The 19,287-nt window shown below is 70.3% G+C and carries 15 protein-coding genes; 4 read left to right on the top strand and 11 right to left on the bottom strand.

What is annotated here, in order from left to right:
* Positions 1-6 precede the first annotated feature (6 nt).
* Positions 7-1,137: an ADP-forming succinate--CoA ligase subunit beta gene (gene sucC, locus ACIBLC_RS03095; protein ID WP_399209270.1), complete on the bottom strand. Its 1,131-nt coding sequence runs from the start codon at positions 1,135-1,137 to the stop codon at positions 7-9.
* A gap of 165 nt (positions 1,138-1,302) precedes the next feature.
* Between sucC and frc the strand changes: the two genes are divergently transcribed.
* From frc to ACIBLC_RS03075, 4 genes are all read left to right on the top strand, one after another.
* Positions 1,303-2,535: a formyl-CoA transferase gene (frc, locus tag ACIBLC_RS03090; protein ID WP_399208866.1), complete on the top strand. Its 1,233-nt coding sequence runs from the start codon at positions 1,303-1,305 to the stop codon at positions 2,533-2,535.
* A 1-nt stretch (position 2,536) separates the two neighbouring features.
* Positions 2,537-2,707, top strand: coding sequence for a hypothetical protein (locus ACIBLC_RS03085; RefSeq protein WP_399208865.1), 171 nt, complete (start codon positions 2,537-2,539; stop codon positions 2,705-2,707).
* Between the two features lie 114 nt (positions 2,708-2,821).
* Complete coding sequence (locus tag ACIBLC_RS03080; RefSeq protein WP_399208864.1) at positions 2,822-4,219, top strand: OFA family MFS transporter; 1,398 nt, start codon at positions 2,822-2,824, stop codon at positions 4,217-4,219.
* Positions 4,219-5,628 carry an OFA family MFS transporter gene (locus ACIBLC_RS03075; RefSeq protein WP_399208863.1) on the top strand — a complete coding sequence of 470 codons (1,410 nt, stop codon included), beginning with the start codon at positions 4,219-4,221 and terminating at the stop codon, positions 5,626-5,628. Before ACIBLC_RS03080 ends, ACIBLC_RS03075 begins: the two co-directional genes overlap by 1 nt.
* 132 nt (positions 5,629-5,760) lie before the next feature.
* On the opposite strand, the gene ACIBLC_RS03070 is transcribed toward ACIBLC_RS03075, so the two are convergent.
* From ACIBLC_RS03070 to ACIBLC_RS03025, 10 genes are all read right to left on the bottom strand, one after another.
* The gene (locus ACIBLC_RS03070) at positions 5,761-6,939 is read right to left on the bottom strand and encodes a sugar phosphate isomerase/epimerase family protein (protein WP_399208862.1); all 1,179 of its coding nucleotides are present in this window, start codon (positions 6,937-6,939) and stop codon (positions 5,761-5,763) included.
* Positions 6,940-7,056: 117 nt separating this feature from the next.
* Complete coding sequence (locus ACIBLC_RS03065; RefSeq protein ID WP_399208861.1) at positions 7,057-8,481, bottom strand: nucleotide pyrophosphatase/phosphodiesterase family protein; 1,425 nt, start codon at positions 8,479-8,481, stop codon at positions 7,057-7,059.
* Positions 8,478-9,647 (bottom strand): metabolite traffic protein EboE, encoded by a 1,170-nt coding sequence (eboE, locus tag ACIBLC_RS03060; protein ID WP_399208860.1) that lies wholly within the window; start codon positions 9,645-9,647, stop codon positions 8,478-8,480. The genes ACIBLC_RS03065 and eboE overlap by 4 nt, the downstream gene beginning before the upstream one ends.
* A gap of 3 nt (positions 9,648-9,650) precedes the next feature.
* Entirely contained in the window at positions 9,651-10,499 is an 849-nt protein-coding gene (locus tag ACIBLC_RS03055; protein ID WP_399208859.1) for a TatD family hydrolase, read from the bottom strand.
* Positions 10,499-11,215: an EboA domain-containing protein gene (locus ACIBLC_RS03050; protein ID WP_399208858.1), complete on the bottom strand. Its 717-nt coding sequence runs from the start codon at positions 11,213-11,215 to the stop codon at positions 10,499-10,501. Before ACIBLC_RS03050 ends, ACIBLC_RS03055 begins: the two co-directional genes overlap by 1 nt.
* The gene (locus ACIBLC_RS03045) at positions 11,212-12,243 is read right to left on the bottom strand and encodes a sugar phosphate isomerase/epimerase family protein (protein WP_399208857.1); all 1,032 of its coding nucleotides are present in this window, start codon (positions 12,241-12,243) and stop codon (positions 11,212-11,214) included. Before ACIBLC_RS03045 ends, ACIBLC_RS03050 begins: the two co-directional genes overlap by 4 nt.
* Positions 12,240-13,613, bottom strand: a complete 1,374-nt coding sequence (locus ACIBLC_RS03040) for an SCO3242 family prenyltransferase (RefSeq protein WP_399208856.1) — start codon at positions 13,611-13,613, stop codon at positions 12,240-12,242. Before ACIBLC_RS03040 ends, ACIBLC_RS03045 begins: the two co-directional genes overlap by 4 nt.
* A gap of 311 nt (positions 13,614-13,924) precedes the next feature.
* Complete coding sequence (locus tag ACIBLC_RS03035; RefSeq protein ID WP_399208855.1) at positions 13,925-15,097, bottom strand: inositol-3-phosphate synthase; 1,173 nt, start codon at positions 15,095-15,097, stop codon at positions 13,925-13,927.
* Positions 15,098-15,226: 129 nt separating this feature from the next.
* On the bottom strand, positions 15,227-16,597 hold the full coding sequence (locus ACIBLC_RS03030; RefSeq protein ID WP_399208854.1) for a ThuA domain-containing protein: 1,371 nt from the start codon (positions 16,595-16,597) through the stop codon (positions 15,227-15,229).
* 15 nt (positions 16,598-16,612) lie between these two features.
* Positions 16,613-19,114 carry a PQQ-dependent sugar dehydrogenase gene (locus ACIBLC_RS03025; protein ID WP_399208853.1) on the bottom strand — a complete coding sequence of 834 codons (2,502 nt, stop codon included), beginning with the start codon at positions 19,112-19,114 and terminating at the stop codon, positions 16,613-16,615.
* Positions 19,115-19,287 lie beyond the last annotated feature (173 nt).

The raw sequence follows: 19,287 nt of genomic DNA, 5'->3' as shown, positions 1-19,287 counted from the left end.
CTCCCTTCAGCCGGCGTTGGCGAGTTGGGCGGCGCGGCGCGCGGCGCCGTCCATGGTGGTGGCCTGCTGGACCAGGGGGTGCGCGCGGCCGTCGAGGATGGCGCGGCCGCGGACGGCGTTGTTGCCGTCGAGGCGGACCACCAGCGGCTTGGTCAGCCGGACGCTGTCCAGCGCCCGCACGATCCCGTCGGCGACCGCGTCGCAAGCGGTGATTCCGCCGAAGACGTTGACGAAGACGGACTTCACGTCCGGGTCGGAGAGGATCAAGGACAGGCCGTCGGCCATGATCTGGGCGGAGGCGCCGCCCCCGATGTCGAGGAAGTTGGCCGGGCGGGCGCCGCAGCCCGCGACCACGTCGAGGGTGGACATGACCAGCCCCGCGCCGTTGCCGATGACGCCGACCTCGCCGTCCAGCTTGACGTAGTTGAGGCCCTTGGCCGCCGCCGCGGCTTCCAGCGGGTCGTCCTGCGCGCTGTCCCGCTCTCCCCAACGTGCCTGGCGGAAGCGGGCGTTGTCGTCGAGGGTGACTTTGCCGTCCAGGGCGAGGATCCGCCCCTGGGCCGTACGGACGAGGGGGTTCACCTCGACGAGGACGGCGTCCTCGCGGGTCAGCACCTGCCAGAGCCGTACGAGCACGTCCACCGCCTGCGGCGGCAGGCCCGCGGCGTCCGCGATCTCGGCCGCCTTCGCCGAGGTGACGCCTACGGCCGGGTCGATGGGCACGCGCACGACGGCCTCCGGCCTGCTCGCCGCCACCTCCTCTATGTCCATGCCCCCTTCCGCGGAGGCGATCGCGAGGAAGCGCCCGGCGGCGCGGTCGAGGACGTAGGAGAAGTAGAACTCGTCCTCGATATCGACGGGCTGGGCCAGCATGACCGTGCGGACGGTGTGGCCCTTGATGTCCATGCCAAGCATCTGACGTGTCGTCAGTTCGGTGGCGGCCGGGTCGGCCGCGAGCCTCACACCGCCCGCCTTGCCGCGCCCGCCGGTCTTCACCTGGGCCTTTACGACGACGCTGCCGCCGAGCCGACGGGCGATCTCGCGCGCCTCCTTGGGCGAGTCCGTGACCTCCGCCCTCGGCACCAGGATTCCGTGTTCCTCGAAGAGTGCCCGCGCCTGGTGCTCATACAGGTCCATCATCAGGCTCCTGTCTTAAAAGTGCTGCACGCCCCCTGGACATCACCCATCGGATGCGGGATAACAATCTTCATACAGTATTCGTCGACTGTATGCAATGTGCCGAGCAGGGGCCACGACCTGCGACGCCAGGGCGCTGGAAGCAACGGACAAGTGAGGTGACCTGTGACGACGAAGGCTCTCGAAGGCATCCGAGTCCTCGACATGACACATGTGCAGTCCGGCCCCTCGGCAACCCAGCTGCTGGCCTGGCTGGGCGCGGACGTCCTCAAGCTGGAGGCGCCGACCGGTGACATCACCCGCAGGCAACTGCGCGACCTCCCCGACGTCGACTCCCTCTACTTCACGATGCTCAACAGCAACAAACGCAGCATCACCCTCAACACCAAGACCGAACGCGGCAGGCAGCTCCTCACCGAACTCATCAGCCGCTGCGACGTCCTGGTCGAGAACTTCGGGCCCGGCGCCGTCGACCGCATGGGCTTCAGCTGGGACCGCATCCGGGAGATCAATCCTCGTGTCGTCTACGCCTCCATCAAGGGCTTCGGAGAAGGCCCGTACACCAACTACAAGGCCTACGAGGTCGTCGCCCAGGCCATGGGCGGGGCCATGGCGACCACCGGGTTCGAGGACGGCCCGCCGCTCGCGACCGGCGCGCAGATCGGCGACTCGGGCACCGGCATCCACGCCGTGGCCGGGATCCTCGCGGCGCTGTTCCAGCGGGAGAACACCGGCCGCGGCCAGCGGGTCAACGTGGCCATGCAGCATGCTGTGCTCAACCTCTGCCGGGTGAAGCTGCGCGATCAGCAGCGCCTGGCACATGGTCCACTCGCCGAATATCCCAACGAGGACTTCGGCGACGAGGTTCCCAGGTCGGGGAACGCCTCCGGCGGCGGCCAGCCCGGCTGGGCGGTCAAATGCGCCCCCGGCGGCCCCAACGACTACGTGTACGTGATCGTGCAGCCCGTCGGCTGGAAACCGATCACCGCCCTCCTGGGCCGGCCCGAGCTGGCCGAGGACCCCGAGTGGGCCACCCCCGAAGCCCGGCTGCCCAAGCTGGAGAAGATGTTCCAGCTCATCGAGGAGTGGACCAGCACCCTCCCCAAGATGGTGGTGCTGGAGCGGCTCAACGCCCACCACATCCCCTGCGGGCCGATCCTCTCCACCAAGGAGATCATCGAGGACCCCTCGCTGGTCGCCAACGAGATGGTCGTACGGGTGCCGCACCCCGAACGGGGCGAGTTCGTCACCGTGGGCAGCCCGTTGAAGCTCTCCGACTCCCCCGTCGACGTGACCAGTCCGCCGCTGCTCGGCGAGCACAACGAAGAGGTCTACGTCGGCGAACTCGGTCTCGGAGACGAGGAGCTGCGGCTCCTCAGGTCGAGCGGGGTGATCTGAAATGACCACCTACGCGTACGGGATCGCGGTCATCCACGAGGTGACCGTCCCGGACTACGGGCGGGAGGCCGCGCCCCGCCCGTGCACGGCCGGGAAGCCCTTGGCCGCACTCCGCGCGAGGTACCGCCGGGCGCGGGCGGCCGGGCTGATGGGGGGCGGGTCCATGACCTGAGTCCACACGGGGACCGCCGCGGTGCGCGATGGCCGCCCCGGGACCCGTGAGCGCACGAAAGGCATTTGGCAGGGGGCGCTGTCCAGATCTTTCGACGCAAGGGGTGCTTGAGCAATGACAACCACCGACTTCACAAAGCCCGTCCCCTTCAGGGAGGTGACGGACGCCAACGGCCGCCTGTACCGCGTCGGAGAAACCGACCGGGACATCATGGGGCGACCACGATGGACCATGGTGCTCTTCCCGTGGATGGGCATGATGGGCATCAGCTCATCGGAGTACGCGTTCACCTCGGCAGAGGACACTCTGCATGAGGCCCATCTCTGGGACAGCGGCCACATCTTCTGGCTGATGGGCGTGTGGATCTTCTTCCAGGCCGCCGTCGCCTTCCCCGCGGGGCAACTCCGCGAGAGCGGCAAGCTGCCCGCGCGGTACGCCATGTTCCTCGGCGCGCTCGGCACGATCCTGGGCTATCTCTCGCTCGCGTTCGCGCCGCACGTGATCGTCGCGTACATCGGGTTCGGCATGTTCAGCGGTATCGGAGCCGGTCTCGTCTACGCGACCTGCGTGAACATGGTCGGCAAGTGGTATCCGGAGCGCAAGGGCGGCAAGACCGGCCTGGTCAACGGCGGTTTCGCCTACGGCTCGGTGCCCTTCGTGTTCCTGTTCACGTCCTACATGGACCTGAGCAACTACAAGACCGTTCTGGTCGCGGTCGGTCTGATCTGCTGTGCCGTCGTCGCCTTCGCGGGCTGGTTCTTCAAGGACCCGCCCAAGGGCTGGTGGCCGGCGCACGCGGACCCGCTGACGGTGTCCGACGACCCGAGGGTCCGGCGGGCGCTGGAGAAGAACCCGCCGGCGGTGAAGCAGTACACCCCGAAGGAAGCCGCTCGTACACCTGTCCTCTGGATGATGTGGTTCTGCCTGCTCTGCACGGCCGGGATCAACATCTTCGGTATCGCCTTCCAGGTGCCGTTCGGCAAGGACATGGGCTTCGCGGGCGGGATCGTGGCCACGGCGATGTCCCTGAAGGCCATCGTCAACGGCACCGGGCGCGGCGTCATCGGCTGGATATCCGACCAGGTCGGCCGCCGCAAGACACTGATCATCGTGTGTCTGGTGCTGGGCACCGCCCAGTTCGGCGTGCTGATCTCCGGCCAGATGGGCAGCATGCCGTTCTTCCTGTTCTGCTCCATGGTCTCCGGATTCGGCGGCGGCGCGATCTTCCCGCTGTTCGCGGCCATGACGGCCGACTACTTCGGCGAGAACAACAACGCCTCCAACTACGGAATGGTCTACAGCTCGAAGCTGATATCGGGCCTCGTGGGATCCGGTATGGGCGCGGTCGTCGTGGCCGCGTGGGACTACGAGGGCGCCTTCGTGATCGCCGGATCCGTCGGATTGATGTCCGCCGTGCTGGCGATGTTCCTGAAATCCCCGGGCAGGCCTCATCCACAGGACTCCCGGCGCATTGCTCCCAACCCGCAACCGCTTGGCGAGGAGATGGCGTAATGACGGCGGAACCTGTCGCCGCGCAAGACTCGTCGGACGACCCCGACGCCTCGAACCGCGCATATCGTGAAGTCACCGACTCCCGGGGCCGTGTTTACCGGGTCGGCGAAACGGACCGGGACATCCTGGGCCACTCACGGAAGTTCATGGTGTATCTGCCATGGATCGCCATGATGGCGATCAGCGTGTTCGAGTACGCGTTTGGGTCTGCCGAGGACACTCTGTCCCACGCGCACGGCTGGACACAGAGCAATACCTTCTGGATTCTCAGTGTCTGGGTCTTCTTCCAGGCAGGCATAGCCTTCCCCGCGGGCTGGATGCGGGAGAAGGGGATACTGACCGCCCGCAGGGCCATGTTCATCGGGTCGGTCATGTGTCTGCTGGGCTTCCTCGCCCTCTCGCACCTGAGCAATGTCGTCCTGGCGATCATCGGCTTCGGTGTCATCGGGGGCGTCGGGTCCGGTCTGGTGTACGCGACCTGCATCAACATGGTCGGCAAGTGGTTCCCCGAGCGACGTGGTGCGAAGACCGGATTCGTCAACGGCGGATTCGCGTACGGCTCCCTGCCGTTCATCTTCATCTTCAACTACGCGTTCGACACGGCCAATTACCACCGCGTACTCGATCTCATCGGCTGCTACATCGTGATCGTGGTGTTCTCCACCGCGTTCTTCTTCAAGGATCCGCCGAAGAACTGGTGGCCGGCGGACATCGATCCGCTGACCTACGGCGGTACCGCGAAGGGCGCGGCCGGCCTCGCCAAGAACCCTCCCGCGGTGAAGCAGTACACACCCAAGGAGGCCGTCAGGACCGGAATGCTCCCCCTGATGTGGATCGCACTCGTCATGACCGCGGGCGTGTCGATCTTCGGTATCTCGTTCCAGGTCGACTTCGCCAAGGAGGTGGGCTTCGGCCCCCTCGTGGCGGCGTCCTCCATGGGCGTCATGGCCGTCATCAACGGTATCGGCCGTGGAGTGGTGGGCTGGCTTTCGGACATACTCGGCCGCAAACAGACCCTGGTGTTCGTCATCGTCGTCCTGGGTCTCGCGCAGTTCGGCGTGATCTGGGCCGGCGACATCCACAGCGAGGCACTGTTCCTGTTCTTCGCCTTCCTTTCCGGATTCGGCGGTGGGGCCTTCTATCCGATGTTCGCGGCCCTCACTCCGGACTATTTCGGCGAGAACTACAACGCGACCAACTACGGACTGGTCTACAGCGGCAAGCTGATCAGCGGCTTGTTCGGTGGTGGTCTCGGCTCGATGGTGGTCGCCGCCTGGGGTTACAACGGCGCCTACGCACTGGCCGGCGGGATCTCCATGGCCGCGGCGGCCATAGCTCTGCTGCTGCGGCAGCCCGGCCAGGACACCAAGGCGAACACCTCTGTCCCACAGCCGCAACCAGTGGGCTGAGCAACGAAGTCCGGACAACGGGCGGCCCTCCCCACGGCTCGAATCGCGGGGAGGGCCGCCCGTCTGTGCGGGTGCGGGACGCGGGGTATCGGGTGTGGGACGCGAGGTATCGGGTGTGGGAAGCGGGTGTGGCTACCCGCGCTTCTTGCGCAGGGCCGCGAGGTTGTCGTAACCGATCTTCGCGTACGTCAGTGACTGCGCGAGATCGGTGGAGCTCGGGGCGTTGTCCTGCTCCACCATCGGGTTGTGGTAGTTCTTCTCGCCGACGCGCGAGAAGAACGTGGTGTAGTCGATGACGCCGGTCCCGAAGGGCACCATGTCGTAGCCCATGCCGTTGGTGGTGTTGACGGTGCCGTCCTTCGCGTGGAACAGCGGGAAGCGCTTGTTGTTGCGGGCGACGAGACCGGCGGGGTCGAAGATCCTCTCCCGGGTGGACCCGTCGTGGGCGGTGTACGTGTGGAACTTGTACTGGGCCACGTGCGCCCAGAAGATGTCCATCTCCAGCCAGACGAGCTTCGGGTCCGTGACCTTCAGGAAGTACTCGAGCTTGCGGATGCCGGAGCTGCGGGTCGGGCGGCCCTGGGCGTCGAGCGGGCCTCCGTCGAGCAGGAATCCGTACGCCGCGTCGTGGTTGTGGGTGTAGAGCTTGACGCCCTCGCGGCGGGCGATGGCGCCCAGCGCGTTCCACTTGTCGGCCGCCACGTCCCAGTCGGCCCGGTAGGAGCTGCCGGTGGGGTCGCCGCCGGTGCCCATGTGCGCGAGACCCAGGATGTTGGCGATCTCCAGGTGCCGTTTGAAGGTGTCGAGGTCGGGAGTCGTCAGCGGCCAGGACGGCGGTATGTAGCCGTGGTTGCCCTGCGCCCGCAGTCCGTAGTCGTCGAGCCAGCGGCGCAGCAGTCCGGCCCCCGCCACGGTCTCCAGGTTGGCGCCGCCCGGCGCGTTGGCGTGCTGGCCGTATCCGGCGAACTCCACCTGTCGGTAGCCGTAGCGCGAGAGCTGCTTGAAGACCTCGCGGAAACCGGAGGGCAGGTCGGTGGTGAGCGGGTCGCGGCCGGTGGCGTCGCGGACGCTGTAGAGGATGATGCCGCGCTTGTTCGCGGGGACGAGGGCCTGGCCGCCGTGGTGGCCGCCGCCTCCCCTGCCGTGGGCCAGGGCCGGGGAGGCGCCGAAGACGGGTGCGGCGACCGCTGCGGTCGCGGCGGCGGTGCAGGTGCTCAGGAAGCGGCGGCGGCTGACGCCGAGAGTGCGGCGCAGGGCCTCGTCGGTGCCGTCGACGCTGTCGGTTCTGGGGGTGTCCTGAAAGTCGGTCACGGGTGCCTCTTCTCCTGTTATTCCAGGTCAGACGGGTGCGGGTCGGTTCACAGCACGCGTTGTCAGTGGCGCGTGCTTCACTTTCCGTAGTTGCCCGTCACGTCTGGTCACCTCTCGTCACGCGAGGCCGGCCAGGGTGAGGAGCAGGGATTTCACTTCGGTGGCCGCGACGCGGCCGGTGACTGTGCGGGGGGTGGAGCAGATGATGAGCGGACCGTCGTCGTCGCTCAGGGGGAGGCGGCCGTGGCTGCCGCGAATAGGTGCGGGATCCAGCGGCACGACCGCCATGCGGTAGCGCATGCCGAGCTTCTTGCGGGCCAGCGCGCCCGCCGCCTTGACCTTCACGTAGGGGTCGAGGGGGTCCATGAAGAGTTCGACCGGGTCGTAGCCGGGTTTGCGGTGGATCTCGACGAGCTGCGCGAAGTCGGGAGCGTGCGCGTCGTCGAGCCAGTAGTAGTACGTGAACCAGGCGTCCGGCTCCGCGACGGCGACGAGTTCGCCTGAACGCGGATGGTCGAGGTGGTGGGCCTTCTTGCCCTCGTCGTCGAGGAGTTCCTCGATGCCGGGGAGGCCTGCGAGCGCCGCTTTCGTGGCCTCCAGATCCTCCGGGCGGCGCACGTAGACATGGGCGATCTGGTGGTCGGCGACCGCGAAGGCGCGGGAGGCCATCGGGTCGAGGTACTCCATGCCGTCCTGCGTGTGCACTTCGAGGAGTCCGGCGCGGCGCAGGGCGCGGTTGATGTCGACGGGGCGGCTCACCCGGGTGATGCCGTACTCGGAGAGGGCGACGACGGTGCGGCCTTCGGCTTTCGCGTCGTCGAGCAGGGGGGCCATGGCCGCGTCGAGGTCGGCGGCCGCCCGGAGGGAGCGCGGGTCGTCGGGGCCGAAGCGCTGGAGGTCGTAGTCGAGGTGAGGGAGGTAGCAGAGGGCCAGGTCGGGGTGCCGGGTGCGGATGATGTGACGGGTCGCGTCGATGATCCAGCTGCTGGAGCGAAGGTCGGCGCCGGGCCCCCAGAAGTGGAACAGCGGGAACACACCGAGTTTCTCGGTGAGTTCGTCGTGCAGGGCCGGGGGCCGGGTGTAGCAGTCGGGTTCCTTGCGGCCGTCGGCGTAGTAGACGGGACGGGGAGTGACGGTGAAGTCGGTGTCGGCGCCCATGGCGTACCACCAGCAGATGTTGGCGACCGTGTAGCCGGGGTGCGCGCGGCGGGCGGCGTCCCACAGCTTGTCGCCGGACACGAGGCCGTTGTGCTGACGCCACAGGAGTACGTCGCCGAGCTCGCGGAAGTACCAGCCGTTGCCGACGATTCCGTGCTCGGCGGGGTGGGTGCCGGTGAGGAAGGTGGACTGTGCGGCGCAGGTGACGGCGGGCAGGACGGTGCCCAGGTGGGCGCGCGAGCCGGACTGGCCGAGGGCTTTGAGGTGCGGCATGTGGTCGAGAAGACGGGGGGTGAGGCCTACGACGTCCAGGACGAGGAGAGGGGTGGGGCGGCCGGTGTGCTCCGGTGCTGGGTTCACGGTGTGCTCCGGTGCTGTGCTCACGGCAGCTCCTTGAGGCCGAGGTCGGTCAACAGGTCGCGGACGAGGGTGAGTTCGGCGGCGATGCCGTCGGCGAGCTGGGCGCGGGCGCGGGGGCGCAGTTCGGGCGGAAGGGCCTGCCAGGTGTAGGTCTCGACCTCCAGATGACGGGTGAGCGGGTGCGGGCCGCCGACGAGTCGGGTCAGGGCGGCTCGGAGTACGGGAAGCGTGGAGGTGAGGGGCGCGGCGGGGGCCGCGTGCAACGGGACGTGGAAGTGGGCGCGCCAGGGTGAGGCGTCGGGCAGGGTGTCGCCGCCGAGAGCCTCGCCCAGGTCGTCGGTGCCGCGCAGGCCGGCGGCCGTCCGGGTGCGGGTCTGGTGCAGGAAGCGGGGTTCGTCGAAGGCGGCGAGGGCCGTGCGGACTTCGGGGAGGTGGGGGTGTTCGGCGTGCAGGGCGGCTGAGAGCTGCGACTTGACGATGGGGACGCGGGCTTGTGCGAGGGCGTCCAGGGCGGTGTGCGGGTCCTCGAAGGAGGTGGCGAGGTGGCAGGTGTCGACGCAGATGCCGATGCGGTGGTGGCCGATGGCGGTGAGCGGGGCGATGGCGTCGTGCGTGGTCTCGACGACACAGCCGGGTTCCGGCTCCAGGCCGATGCGGATGGAACGGCCGGTGAGTTCGTCGAGGGCGTCGAGACGTTCGGCGAGTGTGGTCAGCGCCGTGTGGGCCACCGCCGCCCGTTCGTCGTCGTACGCGGTGCGCCAGGCGAGCGGCAGCGTCGAGATGGTGCCTTCGGTGACATCGTCGGGGAGGAGCTGGGCGAGGACGCGGGCCAGGGCCGTGGTGTGCGCGAGGCGTACCGGATCCGCCCAGTCCGGTTGGTAGACGCGGTACTTGACCTTTTCGGCGCCGAAGCCCTCGTACGGGAAGCCGTTGAGAGTGACGACCTCGAGTCCGCGGCGGTCGAGTTCGCCGCGCAGGCCGCGCAGTGCGGACGGGTCCGTGACCAGGGCGTGCGCGGCGTCGCCGGCGAGCCAGAGGCCGATGCCGAGGCGGTCGCGGCCGAGGCGTCGGCGGACCGGTTCGCAGTGGTCGCGGAGTTGGGCGAGGACTCCGTCGAGGGTTTCGGCCGGGTGGACGTTGGTGCAGTAGGCGAGGTGGACGGTGGAGCCGTCGGGGTGGCGGAAGCGCATCGTTCACTCCCCGCCGCGGAGGATGGAGTTGCCTTCGTGGGTGGCGTCGGGGGACGCGAGGTCGAGGTTCAGCCGGCCGCTGAGCCCGTAGAAGGCCACGGGGTTGCGCCACAGCACCCGGTCGACGTCGTCGTCGGTGAAGCCGGCCGCCAGCAGGGCCTCGCCGACCCGGCGGGTCTTGAGGGGATCGCTTCTCCCCCAGTCCGCGGCCGAGTTGACCAGCACCTTCTCCGGTCCGTACGCCCGCAGGATCGCGACCATCCGTTCCTCGTCCATCTTGGTGTCCGGATAGACGGAGAAGCCCAGCCAGCAGCCGCTGTCCTTGGCCTCTTCGACGGTGGTCTCGTTGAGGTGGTCCACCAGGACGTGGTCCGGGGGCAGTGCGGACTCCCGGACCACGTCGAGGGTGCGGCGCAGGCCGGCCAGTTTGTCGCGGTGCGGGGTGTGCACGAGCGCGGGCAGCTCGTGGTCGGCGGCGAGCTGGAGCTGGGCGGCCAGAGCGGTGTCCTCGGCGGGGGTCATCGAGTCGTAGCCGATCTCGCCGACGGCCACGACCTGGTCCTTGACCAGATAGCGGGGCAGTTCGTCGAGGACGGGGACACAGCGGGGGTCGTTCGCCTCTTTGGGGTTGAGGGCGAGCGTGCAGTGGTGGGCGATGCCGTACTGGGCGGCGCGGAAGGGTTCCCAGCCGAGGAGGGAGTCGAAGTAGTCGAGGAAGGAGGCGGGTGAGGTGCGGGGCTGGCCGAGCCAGAAGGAGGGTTCGACGACGGCGCGGACGCCCGCGGCGTGCATGGCCTCGTAGTCGTCGGTGGTCCGTGACGTCATGTGGATGTGGGGGTCGAAGATGCGCATCAGGACTCCTTGCCGGACGTGCCGGAGGTCCCGGGTCGGCCGGGGCCGGACGTGCCAGTGGGGGTGGCGGTGGGCTCGGTCAGGGTCAGGACACGGTGAAGGTCCTCAGGTACGGAACGGCCCGCGGCGGTGCGTTCGTCGGCGTAGGCGGCGAGCATCCGGGCGAGTTCGGCGTCGGCGCGGGCACGCCGGGGCAGCTCGGCCACCTCTTCGACGGGGACGCCGGTGAACAGGCACTTCAGCACGGCGTGGCGCCAGTTGTGGGGGTCGAGATGCCGGGCGGCGTAGGGACCGACGGCGGCGGCGACCAGCCGGGTGTCGTTGGTGCGCAGGGCGTCCTCGACGAGGGGCAGGGAGTCGGGGCCGGGCACGAGGTGGGGCAGCGCGTGCAGGACGGCACGGCGTTCGGCTGCGGTGCCCTGGCGGTAGACGCGGGCGAGGGCGTCCGGGTCGGCGCGGGCGGCGTGCATCAGGAGGACACGGGCGACGTCGGCGTACTCGGGTCCGCATCGGCGGCCGGCCTCGGCGATCCGCAACTCCCAGGCGGAGATGGGGCCGTGGGTGCCGGGGTGGGCGGCGGCCTCGTCGAGGGCCAGGTCGAGCCAGGCGCGGGCGGCTCCGCCGAGCTGGGCGTTCAGACGGGCGCGCAGCTCGGTGAGGGCGGGTGGGGCCGTCTCGCTCACCGGCGCGGTCTGGGTGCGGTGCGGGTGGTTCACGGGATTCTCCCTTCGCGGCCTTTGGGGGTCGCCCGGGCCGCGCGGTGGAGGAACGGGAGGGACTGTTCGGCGAAGTAGGGGCCCGCGTGGGAGTGGCGGGGCAGTTCGACGACGGTGAGGGCCTGGTAGCCGGTGGCGGCCAGGGCTTCGAGCACGGGCGGGAAGTCGATCTCCCCGTCCCCGAACGGGAGGTGTTCGTGGACGCCGCGGCGCATGTCCTCGATCTGGACGTGCCGCAGCCAGGGACCGGCGGCGCGTACGCAGTCGGCGGGTGAGAGGGGTTCGAGGCACTGGCAGTGGCCTATGTCGAGGGTGAGACCGAGGGCTTCCGGGTCGCCGAGTGCGCGGCGGAGGCGGTGGAAGTCCGCGAGGGAGGAGAGCAGGTGGCCGGGCTCGGGTTCGACGGCGAGGGGAACTCCGGCGCGGGTGGCGGCGTCCAGCACGGGGGCGAGTGCCTCGGCGAGGCGTTTCCAGGCGGTGTCCTCGTCCGTGCCTGCCGGGGTGACACCGCTGAAGCAGTGCACGGCGTGGGCGCCGAGGTCCGCGGCCACCCGCACGGCGCGGGTGAGCAGGTCGACGCGCCGGGCGCGGTCCTCCGGCTCCGGGTCGAGGAGCGAGGGGCCGTGTTTGCGCCGCGGGTCGAGGACGTAGCGCGCGCCGGTCTCCACGGTGACGGTGAGGCCGAGTGCGGCCAGCTTGCGGGCCACTTTGGCGGTGCGGGTGGCCAGTTCCGGGGCGAGTGGGTCGAGGTGCATGTGGTCGAGGGTCAGGCCGACGCCGTCGTAGCCGAGGTCCGCGAGGAGGGCGAGGGCATCGTCGAGACGGAGGTCGGTGAGGCCGTTGGTTCCGTAGCCGAAGTTGAGGGGGTGGGGGGTTGTGGCGGGGCCGGAGCCAGGGTGCGGGCTCGTGCGCGGGCCCGAGGTTGGGGTTGGCGGCGCAGTCGGGCTCGGGGGCGCGGTCGGGTTGGGAGGCGATGTCGGGTCGGTCCCCGTCCCCGGGTGTTCGGTCCGGCGGGGGTTCGAGGTCATGTGACGCTCACCTTCCTCGCGAACCTGCGGGCCGCCGGCGCGAGTGCGGCGATCAGGAGAGCGGTGACGGGGGCGCCCGCACGGGCGGCCAGGGCGGCCTGGAGGGGGATCATGGCGCGGATGCCACCGCCGACGGCTCGTTGGGTCAGTGGGGGTGAGGAGTTGAGCACGGCGTGGAAGAGGGGGCGTGCGAAGGTCGCGGCGTAGGCGAGGGTAAGGGCTCCTCGCAGGGCGAGTTCGCCGGAGTTCGGCGATGGGGCGGGGCCGAGGTGGGGTGCGAGGTTGAGCACGGGCACAGATAGCCGGTTGAGCCCCGGCACGGATGCGCGGTTGAACCCGGGCACGGATGCCAGGGTGGGCCGAGTCGCGGGTCCCAGGTTGGACCTCGACCCGGATCCCAGGGCGAACATCGGCGCGGGTCCCACAGTGGGCCCCGGCCCGGATGCCAGGGTGGACCTCGGCGCGAGTGCGAGGGCGAGCCTCGGCGCGAGGGCCGAGGTGGGCCTCGGCCCGGCTGCGTCGGCGGGAACTCGGTCGCGCCTCAGGATCGAAGGCGCGCCGGGTGCTCGGCCTGAGGGCGGTCCAGGAGCGTCAGCGCGTTCTGGGTGTGGGGCTGTCGGGACACCCTCCGCGGCCTGCGGTGCTACGGCGATGGAGCCGTGCCCCGGCCGCACCGGCCGCCCCGCGACTCCCCGGTCGCTCAGCAGCCCCCAGGCAAGGGCGACTGTCGTGGCCAGTGCGGCCAGCGGCGCGGCCGTCGAGCCTCCCTGCGTTTCCTCTCGGGACACCGCCGTCACCGCGAGGGTGTGGGTGGCCAGGGTGAGGGCGGAGGGGAGTGCCTGGCGGACGGCGGTGAGGCGCGGGGCGTTCGGGCCCGGGGCAGGGGTCGTGTCTTGGGTGGCGCGGCCGGTGGTCGTGGCGCCGAGGAGTAGGTCCAGGCCTCGGGCGGTGGCCATGGCCACCGGGCCCGCGGGGGTCTGCTTGAGCGCGAGGTCGTACGCCCAGATGGTGGCCGCGAGGGGTGCGGCGACCGCGAGGGAAGGGCGTCCCGCTCGCGCTGCCAGGGCGAGGCCCGCCGCCGTCAGGGCTCCGGCCGCCGCGAGCGCCGCGGCCGGGCGGATACGGCCGGAGGGCAGCGGGCGGTGCGGGCGGTCCACGGCGTCCTCGGCACGGTCGGCCCAGTCGTTGAGGGCCATGCCGGCCTCGTACAGACAGAGGGAGGAGCCGATGGCGAGCAGAGTGCGGGAGTTGGGGCGGACCCCGGCCGCGGCGGCACCCGCGAGCGCGTCCCCGGGGACGGTGAACAGGGCGGGCAGCCGCATCAGTTCGACCCACGCCGTGGCTCTGGCGCTGCCCTTGACCCCGGCCAAGGTCCCGGCCCCGCCCCCAGCCCCGGCCAAGGACCCGAGCCCGCCTCCGGCCAAGGTCGTCCCGCCCCCGACCCCGACCCCGACCGAGGTCAGGACTCCGGCCCCGGTCCTGCCAGCGCCCCCAGTCGCACTCCCGGCCGGCGCCGCCGTCCCCGGCTCCCCTGTCCGGCGCTCGCGTCGGCGCGACATACCCGACGCGCACGCCTCGCCCACCGCCCGCGACGCACCCACCGAAGACGCTCCACCCGCCGAAGACGCCCCACCCGGAGAAAGTGACCCCAGCACCCCCAGCAACTCCCCCAGCCGCCCCCTCACAGCGCCGCCTCTCCCGGTGCCGAGGTCGCGGCCGAGGTCGAGGTCGAGGTCGAGGCTTGGCGGAGTCGTTCCGCCAGGGCCGCGAGAGCGACGTATTGCTCCCCCAGGCCAGCGGGCGCCTCACCCACCGGGTCCTTGAAGTAGAAGGCAAGTTCGCTCAGGGGTCCGGAAAGGCCCGCGTCGTGGGCGCGGGAGGCGAGGCGGGCGAGGTCGAGGATCAGCGGGGCGGCGAGGGCGGAGTCGCAGCCCTGCCAGGTGGTCTGGAGGATCATGCGAGTGCCGAGGAAACCGTCGAAGGCGATGTGGTCCCAGGCGGTCTTCCAGTCGCCCAGGGCGGGGACGTCGTCGATGTGGACCTCGCCCTCCGGGGCGGCGCCCAGGGTGTCGGCCAGCACCCGCTCCTTGCCGGCGTTCTTCGCCGCGGCGGCGGCCGGGTCGGCGAGGGAGGCGCCGTCGCCCCCACCGAGAAGGTTCGTGCCCGACCAGGCCCGCACCGTCAGGGCCCGCTGGGCGAACATCGGGCCGAGCACGGATCGGAGCAGGGTCTGGCCGGTCTTTCCGTCGCGGCCCGCATAGGGCAGACCGCTGGACTCGGCCAGGGAGGCCAGCGCCGGGTGGTGCAGGCCGGTGGAGGGCGTGAAGTTGACGTAGGGGCAGCCGGCGCTCAGGGCGGCGGCCGCGTACAGGGAACTCGCCGGCAGCGCGTCTCCGGTGGGCGCGGGCTCCGTGGAGGCCACGTTCACCACGACAGCCCGGTCCAGGCCACATCGCCGTACGAAATCCAGCATGTCCGCGGCGAAGGCCGCGATGAGTTCGGCCGGGTCCCGGGTGTCGCCGGGGGCGGGGCCGCCGGGGCGGATCTCCCGGTCGGCGGCGGCCAGTTCGGCCGAGACCGCCGAGGGCAGACCGTGCGGCAGGACGCCACCCGCGGCCAGCGCTTCCGCGCGCTTGGGCAGCGGACAGTCGACCGTGTCGTGGCCGCCGAAGACGAGAGAGGACAACGGGGGCAGGTCGCAGCCGGAGAAGACGCCGGTCTCGGTGACCATGCCCGTCGGGCCGTGCAGGCCCGCGGTGACGGCCGCGCAGCCCGCGACGACGGTGGTGGCGACGGAGCCGCGTGCTCCGATCAGCCACACCCCCACCCGGGGTTCGGAAAGGGACGCGGACATGGGCAGCCTCCTTGTCGTACGCACAACGCGGAACACACGGAAGACGGGAAAACGCGGAACACTCACGTGACGCGAACCGACGGGGCGAAGACGGCGGGCGGGAGTACGGCGTCTCCCGCCCGCCGCCGCTCAGTCGCCCGGCGCTCCGGTGCGCGCGGGCAGTTCCTTGATCCGGACGTCGCGGAACGACACCTGGTCGTCGGCTCCGTGGTTCTGGATACCGACATGCCCGTCACGCAGGCTCCGGGCCGGATCGGTGTTGGTGAAGTCGTTGACCTTCACGCCGTTGAGCCAGACGCGGAGCCGCTCGCCCTCCACGCGGATCTCGTACGTGTTCCACTCGCCGGGCGGGTTCAGCGCACGATCGCGCTTCTCGAGGTCGGCGGACTGGAAGCTGTACACGGACCCGGTGGTGCGATCGGGTGCGTCGGTCGCGTCGATCTGGACCTCGTAGCCGTTGTTCACGGCCGACCAGGGGTCGTCGGAGGCCGGAAAGCCCACGAAGACACCGGAGTTGTCGTCCCCGGCCACCTTCCAGTCCAGCTTCAGCGAGTACGCGCCGAAGCCGGGGGCCGGGCCGGAACCCGAGGGAGCGCCGGCGTACCAGAGCATCCCCAGGCCGCCGTTCGTCGTCAGCGTGCCGTCGTCGCCGAGCGAGAACGAACCAGGTCCCGCCTGTTTCCACGCCGCCAGCGACTCGGCCGTGCCGTCGAAGAGCGGCCGGTAGCCGTTCTCCGGGCGGCAGTCGGCCTGTGCGTCACCGACGGCGTACTGGATTCCGCCCAACAGGTGCCGGCGGAAGGCGGGTTCGGCGTACGACTCCTTGGTGTGTCCGGCCCCGGTGTAGAAGGCGCGGCCGCCCCGGTACTCCTGGCACCAGGCGATCGGATGGTCGCCGCCCATCGTGCCGCCGGTGTACGACGCCTCGTCGAGGGAGGCCAGGACGTGGGCGTGTTCCCGTGGGTTGGACCGGTAGTCGTACCACTCGTCGGTACGGTTCCACGCTCGCGCCAGTCCCGAGGTCGCCGGGTGTGCGCGGTCCTCGACGTCGACCGTCGCGGGCTGGATCGCCGGGTGCGACTGGAAGTACGCCCCGGCGAGACCGCCGTAGAAGGTCCAGTCGTACTCGGTGTCGGCGGCGGCGTGGACGCCCACATAGCCGCCGCCCCGCTTGATGTACCGCTCGAATGCCTTCTGTTGGGGGGCGTTGAGGACGTCGCCCGTGGTGGACAGGAAGACGACGGCGTCGTACCGGGCGAGGTTGCCGTTGGTGAAGGCCCTGGCGTTCTCGGTGGCGTCGACGGTGAAGCCGCCCGCCGTGCCCAGTTCGCGTAAGGCCGTGATCCCCTCGGGTATGGAGTCGTGCCGGAAGCCGGCTGTCTTGGAGAAGACCAGGACTCGCGGCCCGTCCGCTCCCTTCGAGGCGGCCGGCCCCGACACACAGCCGATGAGCACGGCCGCGGCCGCGGCGGACGTCATGACTCGCGCGGGTGCGCGCATCAGAGCAACACCCCCTCAGCCGGTGGTCGTGAAGGTGAAGTCGTCCACGTCGTACAGCGCGCCTGTTCCGCTGCCCTTGAAGACGAGGTAGAGCGAGGTCGTGCCGCGGGGCGCGCGGGACAGATCCGCGCTCACGTCCTGGAAGGTCTCCCAGCCGCCGGTCACCGGCACGGTCGCGGTGCCCAGCAGCCTGCCGGTCGGGGAGCCCGCGCGGACCTGGAGAGTGCCGCCGGCGCCGGCGGACGAGACGCGCGCCGTGATCTTCTGGGCGTTGCTCAGCACGTACGGCGTGAACGAGATCCAGTCGCCGTTGTCGATGTCGCCGACCGTCTCGCCGCCGTGGGCGCTCGCCTTGGCAATGACCGAGATTCCGGAGGAGTCGCCGAAGTGCTCGGCCTGGCGGTGCTTGGGCTGCACGACGGCCTGGTCGTGGCTGCTCAGCGGAGCCTGGCCGCCGCCACCGTTGTCGGTGTACTCGGCGTCGAAGACCCCGAAGATGTTGGCGTCGTCGTCGTGGCCGTCGCCCGCGCCCGTCACGATGGTGCCGGTGCAGCCCTTGGCGGAGGTCAGCACATGGCCGTGACTGTCGTGGCCGAGGACGAAGTTGACCGTGATCTTGGTGCAGTCGATGTTTCTGCCGTCCTCGGGGTCGGTGACCCTCACCTTGAAGGGGACCGTGTCACCGAAGCTGAAGAGCTGTCCGTCCTGCGGCAGTTGGAGCGTGACCGTCGGCGCGGTGTTGCCGACCACGATCTGCACGCTCGAGCTTCCGGTCCGGCCGGTCGGGTCCTTGGCCGTCAGTGTCGCCGTGTAGGTGCCGTTCTTCTTGTACTTGTGGGTGGGGTTGGCAGCGGTCGAGGTGCCGCCGTCGCCGAAGTCCCAGCTGTACGTGAGGGCGTCGCCGTCGGCGTCGGTCGAACCGGCCGAGGAGAACTTCACCTTGAGCTTCGCCTGTCCCGAGGTGCGGTCGGCGGTTGCCTGCGCCACCGGGGAGTGCCCGTCGGTGGCGTTCTCGATCCGGTAGAGCCCCGAGTGCTCGTCGCCGCCGAACCAGGCGGTGCCGTAGTCGAGGACGTACAGGGCGCCGTCAGGGCCGAACGCCATGTCCATCACCTGGGTGCCGGTCCAGGGAATGTCGTTGATGGACTGCACGGTGCCGCTCGCGTCCGACTCGATCCGCTTGATCCAGCGGCGGCCGAACTCACCCGCGAAGAAGTCCCCGTCGTACGCCTCGGGGAACTTCACCGGCGAGTCGAGCGCGGCGTCGTAGTGGTAGACCGGGCCGCCCATCGGGGACTCCGAGCCGCTGCCGAACTCCGGTACGGACGCGCCGTCGTAGGGAATCCAGGCGGTCTGGGCCGGGGGCAGATCGGTGAGACCGGTGTTGTGGGGGGAGTTGTTCTTGGGGGCGGCGCAGTCGAAGGCCGCGCCTGAGGTGCCGGTCGCGAAGTCGTAGTCCACGTAGGCGTCGTTGTCGCCCGTGCAGTACGGCCAGCCGAAGTTTCCGGGGGCGGTCACCCGGGCGAACTCGACCTGTCCCGCGGGACCGCGCGCCGGGTCGGCGGCACCCGCGTCGGGGCCGTAGTCACCGACGTAGAGGATGCCCGTCGCCTTGTCGACGCTGAAGCGGAACGGGTTGCGGAACCCCATCGCGTAGATCTCGGGACGCGTCCTGTCCGTGCCGGGCGCGAAGAGGTTTCCGTCCGGGACGGAGTACGAGCCGTCGGCGTTCACCTTGATGCGCAGGATCTTGCCGCGCAGGTCGTTGGTGTTGCCGGCCGAACGCTGGGCGTCGAAGGCCGGGTTGCGGTCGGTGCGCTCGTCGAGGGGTGCGAAACCGTCCGACTGGAAGGGGTTGGAGTCGTCGCCGGTCGACAGGTAGAGGTTGCCGGCCGCGTCGAAGTCGATGTCGCCGCCGACGTGGCAGCAGATGCCGCGGGAGGCCTCGACGTCGAGGATCTTCTTCTCACTCGCGTTGTCCAGGGTGCCGTCGGCGTTCAGGACGAACCGCGAGAGGCGGTTGACGCCGTCGAAGGGCGCGAAGTCGGCGGCCGTGCCGGTTTCGGGGGCGTCGCCCGCGGGGGTGTCCAGGGGCGGCGCGTAGTACAGGTAGATGAAGCGGTTCTGGGCGAAACCGGGGTCGATGCCGATGCCCTGGAGGCCCTCCTCGTCGTGCGAGTACACGTCGATCCTGCCCGCCAGCTCGGTGTTGCCCGCGCTGTCGGTGAGGCGGAGCTCGCCGTCGCGTGAGGTGTGCAGGACCGAGCGGTCAGGCAGCACCGCCAGCGACATGGGCTCGCCGACCTCGGGCTCGCCCTTGGCGAGGGTGACCTGCTGGAAGTCCTCGGCAGCGGCGGTGACTCGGCCGGGATCGGCGACGGCTGCACCGGCCGCGGGTGCGGTGAGGGTGAGGGAGGCGGCGGCGAGCATCACGCCGCTCAGCAGGGCGAGTGCCCCGCGAAGTCTCGGGGGTCCGGTGTGGTTTCTGTTCTTCCTCTTACTGGCGTACGGGTGCACGAAATGCCTCCATGAAGGGGCTGGTCGTACGGGCGGGTGCCGCACTGCGGCGATACGCCGGGGTGCGCCGTCACCCCGGAACCTTGTGTGATGTGCCATGTGGACCGCGCGACAGGACGACCGCGCGAAGTGAAGGGCGCGATGAGAACCGGACCGCGCGAGCTGAACTGGGT

It is taken from the genome of Streptomyces sp. NPDC050535 (assembly GCF_044457665.1).
Taxonomy (GTDB): Bacteria; Actinomycetota; Actinomycetes; order Streptomycetales; family Streptomycetaceae; genus Streptomyces.
The sequence above is the reverse complement of the archived record's forward strand: the minus strand, read 5'-3'. Positions and strand labels throughout refer to the sequence as shown.